The 5,403-nt window shown below is 53.3% G+C and carries 2 rRNA genes; both read right to left on the minus strand.

From position 1 onward, the window contains the following. Window positions 1–18 precede the first annotated feature (18 nt). Window positions 19–3,146 (minus strand): 23S ribosomal RNA (locus QMK31_RS17185). 461 nt (window positions 3,147–3,607) lie between these two features. Further along, window positions 3,608–5,141 (minus strand): 16S ribosomal RNA (locus QMK31_RS17190). The 16S and 23S rRNA genes sit together here, the layout of an rRNA operon. Window positions 5,142–5,403: the final 262 nt, after the last annotated feature.

Raw genomic sequence — 5,403 nt, forward strand, 5'->3', positions numbered from 1 at the left:
AGCTTCTTCAAACTGAGTGTTATCAAATTATCGGCTTATTAGTACCGGTCAGCTCCATGGGTCTTTAGTCCCCACTTCCACATCCGGCCTATCAACGCAGTAGTCTAGCTGCGAGCCTCTCCCCCGAAGGGATGGAAATCTCATCTCGAAGCCGGCTTCCCGCTTAGATGCTTTCAGCGGTTATCCGTTCCGAACGTAGCTAATCAGCGGTGCTCCTGGCGGAACAACTGACACACCAGAGGTTCGTCCATCCCGGTCCTCTCGTACTAGGGATAGATCTTCTCAAATTTCCTGCGCGCGCAGCGGATAGGGACCGAACTGTCTCACGACGTTCTAAACCCAGCTCGCGTACCGCTTTAATGGGCGAACAGCCCAACCCTTGGGACCTACTCCAGCCCCAGGATGCGACGAGCCGACATCGAGGTGCCAAACCATGCCGTCGATATGGACTCTTGGGCAAGATCAGCCTGTTATCCCCGAGGTACCTTTTATCCGTTGAGCGACAGCGCTTCCACAAGCCACTGCCGGATCACTAGTCCCGACTTTCGTCCCTGCTCGACTTGTCAGTCTTACAGTCAAGCTCCCTTGTGCACTTACACTCGACACCTGATTACCAACCAGGTTGAGGGAACCTTTGGGCGCCTCCGTTACTTTTTAGGAGGCAACCGCCCCAGTTAAACTACCCACCAGGCACTGTCCCTGAACCGGATCACGGTTCGAAGTTAGGTATCCAATATGACCAGAGTGGTATTTCAACAATGACTCCACCTGAACTAGCGTCCAAGCTTCACAGTCTCCCACCTATCCTACACAAGCCACACCGAACACCAATACCAAGCTGTAGTAAAGGTCACGGGGTCTTTCCGTCCTGCTGCGCGTAACGAGCATCTTTACTCGTAATGCAATTTCGCCGAGTTCGCGGTTGAGACAGCTGGGAAGTCGTTACGCCATTCGTGCAGGTCGGAACTTACCCGACAAGGAATTTCGCTACCTTAGGATGGTTATAGTTACCACCGCCGTTTACTGGGGCTTAAATTCTCAGCTTCGCCTTGCGGCTAACCGTTCCTCTTAACCTTCCAGCACCGGGCAGGCGTCAGTCCGTATACATCGTCTTGCGACTTAGCACGGACCTGTGTTTTTAGTAAACAGTCGCTTCCCACTGGTCTCTGCGGCCTTCGAACGCTCCCGGAGCAAGTCCGATCACGCCTCAGGCCCCCCTTCTCCCGAAGTTACGGGGGCATTTTGCCGAGTTCCTTAACCACGATTCTCTCGATCTCCTTAGTATTCTCTACCTGATCACCTGAGTCGGTTTGGGGTACGGGTGACTAAAACCTCGCGTCGATGCTTTTCTTGGCAGCATAGGATCACTGATTTCACCCTTACGGGCTACCCATCGGGTCTCAGGCATCATGAACGACGGATTTGCCTATCGTTCGCCCTACATCCTTAGACCGGGTCAACCATCGCCCGGCTCAGCTACCTTCCTGCGTCACACCTGTTAATACGCTAACCGCACCAGCATAGGGTCGCACGCTAGGCCCCACGCTTCACCCCGAAGGGATCCATCTAGGGGATTCAGATGCTTAGCATTACTGGATTAGTTTGGGCGGTTTTTCGTCAGTACGGGAATATCAACCCGTTGTCCATCGACTACGCCTGTCGGCCTCGCCTTAGGTCCCGACTTACCCAGGGCGGATTAGCCTGGCCCTGGAACCCTTGATCTTTCGGAGGACGGGTTTCTCACCCGTCTTTCGCTACTCATGCCTGCATTCTCACTCGTGTGGCCTCCACGGCTGGTTTACACCGCCGCTTCGCTGGCCACACGACGCTCTCCTACCCATCAACACGGCTGAACCAACCACACAAGGTGGCGGCTAACCAAAAATATCAATGCCACAACTTCGGTGGCGTGCTTGAGCCCCGTTACATTGTCGGCGCGGAATCACTTGACCAGTGAGCTATTACGCACTCTTTCAAGGGTGGCTGCTTCTAAGCCAACCTCCTGGTTGTCTGTGCAACTCCACATCCTTTCCCACTTAGCACGCGCTTTGGGACCTTAGTTGGTGGTCTGGGTTGTTTCCCTCTCGACGATGAAGCTTATCCCCCACCGTCTCACTGCTGCGCTCTCACTTACCGGCATTCGGAGTTTGGCTGACGTCAGTAAGCTTTTGGGCCCCATCGGCCATCCAGTAGCTCTACCTCCGGCAAGAAACACGCAACGCTGCACCTAAATGCATTTCGGAGAGAACCAGCTATCACGAAGTTTGATTGGCCTTTCACCCCTATCCACAGCTCATCCCCTCCATTTTCAACTGAAGTGGGTTCGGTCCTCCACGACGTCTTACCGTCGCTTCAACCTGGCCATGGATAGATCACTTCGCTTCGGGTCTAGGACATGCGACTGAATCGCCCTATTCAGACTCGCTTTCGCTACGCATTCCCCTCTCGGGTTAAGCTCGCCACATATCACTAACTCGCAGGCTCATTCTTCAAAAGGCACGCTGTCACCAGAACAAAGCTGGCTCCAACGGTTTGTAAGCAAACGGTTTCAGGTACTATTTCACTCCCCTCCCGGGGTACTTTTCACCTTTCCCTCACGGTACTTGTTCACTATCGGTCATGTAGGAGTATTTAGGCTTATCAGGTGGTCCTGACGGATTCACACGGGATTTCTCGGGCCCCGTGCTACTTGGGATACTTCTCGGGCGATTGCTGCATTTCGACTACGGGGTTCGCACCCTCTATGACCAGGCTTTCAATCCTGTTCGTCTATACAACGTTCTAACCCTTACCATTCGGTAGAATAGGCAGAAAAGTCCCGCAACCCCGACCATGCAACGCCTACCGGCTATCACACATGATCGGTTTAGCCTCATCCGGGTTCGCTCGCCACTACTAACGGAATCACTATTGTTTTCTCTTCCTGTGGGTACTGAGATGTTTCACTTCCCCACGTTCCCTCTACCCGCCCTATATATTCAGGCGGGAGTCACCAGGTCACCTCACGGGCCTGGCGGGGTTTCCCCATTCGGACATCCTCGGATCACAGTTCGTTTATCAACTCCCCGAGGCTTATCGCAGATTACTACGTCCTTCTTCGGCTCTACATGCCAAGGCATTCACCGTTTGCTCTTAAAAATTTGAAATCACATGAGTTTGAATCGATTAAGTATGCCGAATAAATTCGACATCGAAATTGACCAATGATCACACACTCAAAGAGTGTGTTGATCTTTGTAATTTGCTCTCGTACGAGAGTCAAATTTAAGATGCTCGCGTCCACTGTGTAGTTCTCAAAGTACGGGCGGTACCCTCCCCGCCAGCACGTGATGCCAACGAAGAAAAGTCCAGAAGAATCAGATCATCCGCCACCGAAGTGACACATGTTCCGGTCCCTCAGGACCCAACAGCGTGCATATACAAGTCTCTCCAAACCACTCATTTCCAACGCCCCGTTGTAAACAACAAAACGCGTACCGTGAGCGGCATGACCGTTCTCATACCAATGTCAATGTTCCACCCATGAGCGCCATCCAAGAACATTCGCCTTGGTATGACTGGCCGCCATATTCCGCTGTAGACAGACGGGACGGCACGTGCTCCTTAGAAAGGAGGTGATCCAGCCGCACCTTCCGGTACGGCTACCTTGTTACGACTTAGTCCTAATCACCAATCCCACCTTCGACAGCTCCGCCCCTTACGGGTTCGGCCACTGGCTTCGGGTGTTACCGACTTTCATGACTTGACGGGCGGTGTGTACAAGGCCCGGGAACGTATTCACCGCAGCGTTGCTGATCTGCGATTACTAGCGACTCCGACTTCATGAGGTCGAGTTGCAGACCTCAATCCGAACTGAGACCGGCTTTTTGGGATTCGCTCCACCTTACGGTATTGCAGCCCTTTGTACCGGCCATTGTAGCATGCGTGAAGCCCAAGACATAAGGGGCATGATGATTTGACGTCATCCCCACCTTCCTCCGAGTTGACCCCGGCAGTATCCCATGAGTTCCCACCATTACGTGCTGGCAACATAGGACGAGGGTTGCGCTCGTTGCGGGACTTAACCCAACATCTCACGACACGAGCTGACGACAACCATGCACCACCTGTATACCGACCTTGCGGGGCGACCATTTCTGGCCGTTTCCGGTATATGTCAAGCCTTGGTAAGGTTCTTCGCGTTGCATCGAATTAATCCGCATGCTCCGCCGCTTGTGCGGGCCCCCGTCAATTCCTTTGAGTTTTAGCCTTGCGGCCGTACTCCCCAGGCGGGGAACTTAATGCGTTAGCTGCGACACGGAGACCGTGGAATGGTCCCCACATCTAGTTCCCAACGTTTACGGCATGGACTACCAGGGTATCTAATCCTGTTCGCTCCCCATGCTTTCGCTCCTCAGCGTCAGTTACGGCCCAGAGATCTGCCTTCGCCATTGGTGTTCCTCCTGATATCTGCGCATTCCACCGCTACACCAGGAATTCCAATCTCCCCTACCGCACTCTAGTCTGCCCGTACCCACTGCAGGCCCGAGGTTGAGCCTCGGGTTTTCACAGCAGACGCGACAAACCGCCTACGAGCTCTTTACGCCCAATAATTCCGGACAACGCTTGCACCCTACGTATTACCGCGGCTGCTGGCACGTAGTTAGCCGGTGCTTTTTCTGCAGGTACCGTCACTCCCAGGAAAACCCAGTCGCTTCTTCCCTACTAAAAGAGGTTTACAACCCGAAGGCCGTCGTCCCTCACGCGGCGTTGCTGCATCAGGCTTGCGCCCATTGTGCAATATTCCCCACTGCTGCCTCCCGTAGGAGTCTGGGCCGTGTCTCAGTCCCAGTGTGGCCGGTCACCCTCTCAGGCCGGCTACCCGTCGTCGCCTTGGTGAGCCATTACCTCACCAACTAGCTGATAGGCCGCGAGCTCATCCTTGACCAAAATTCTTTCCACCCCAGAAGATGCCTTCCAAGGTAATATCCGGTATTAGCTACAGTTTCCCGCAGTTATCCCAGAGTCAAGGGCAGATTGCTCACGTGTTACTCACCCGTTCGCCACTGATCCAAGGAGCAAGCTCCCCTTCACCGTTCGACTTGCATGTGTTAAGCACGCCGCCAGCGTTCGTCCTGAGCCAGGATCAAACTCTCCGTAAATGTTTGAATAGCTACCCAGCAAGCCGGATGCCCATCTAGTGCAGAAACAGACCGGAATAGGCCTAGAAACTGCAAGTTTGAAACTGACAAGAACAAATCATTACTGACTTGCTTTGTTTAATTGCCTAATCCGAAGACCAGGACTTTTTCAATATTATTTCCAAAGGAATCTCATAAACTGCAACCCGCTAGAAACGAGCCACAACCACGAGGTTTTTGGCATTTGACATTGTGCACGCTGTTGAGTTCTCAAGGATCGGAC

It is taken from the genome of Cryobacterium sp. PH31-O1, assembly GCF_030063455.1.
Classification (GTDB): domain Bacteria; phylum Actinomycetota; class Actinomycetes; order Actinomycetales; family Microbacteriaceae; genus Cryobacterium.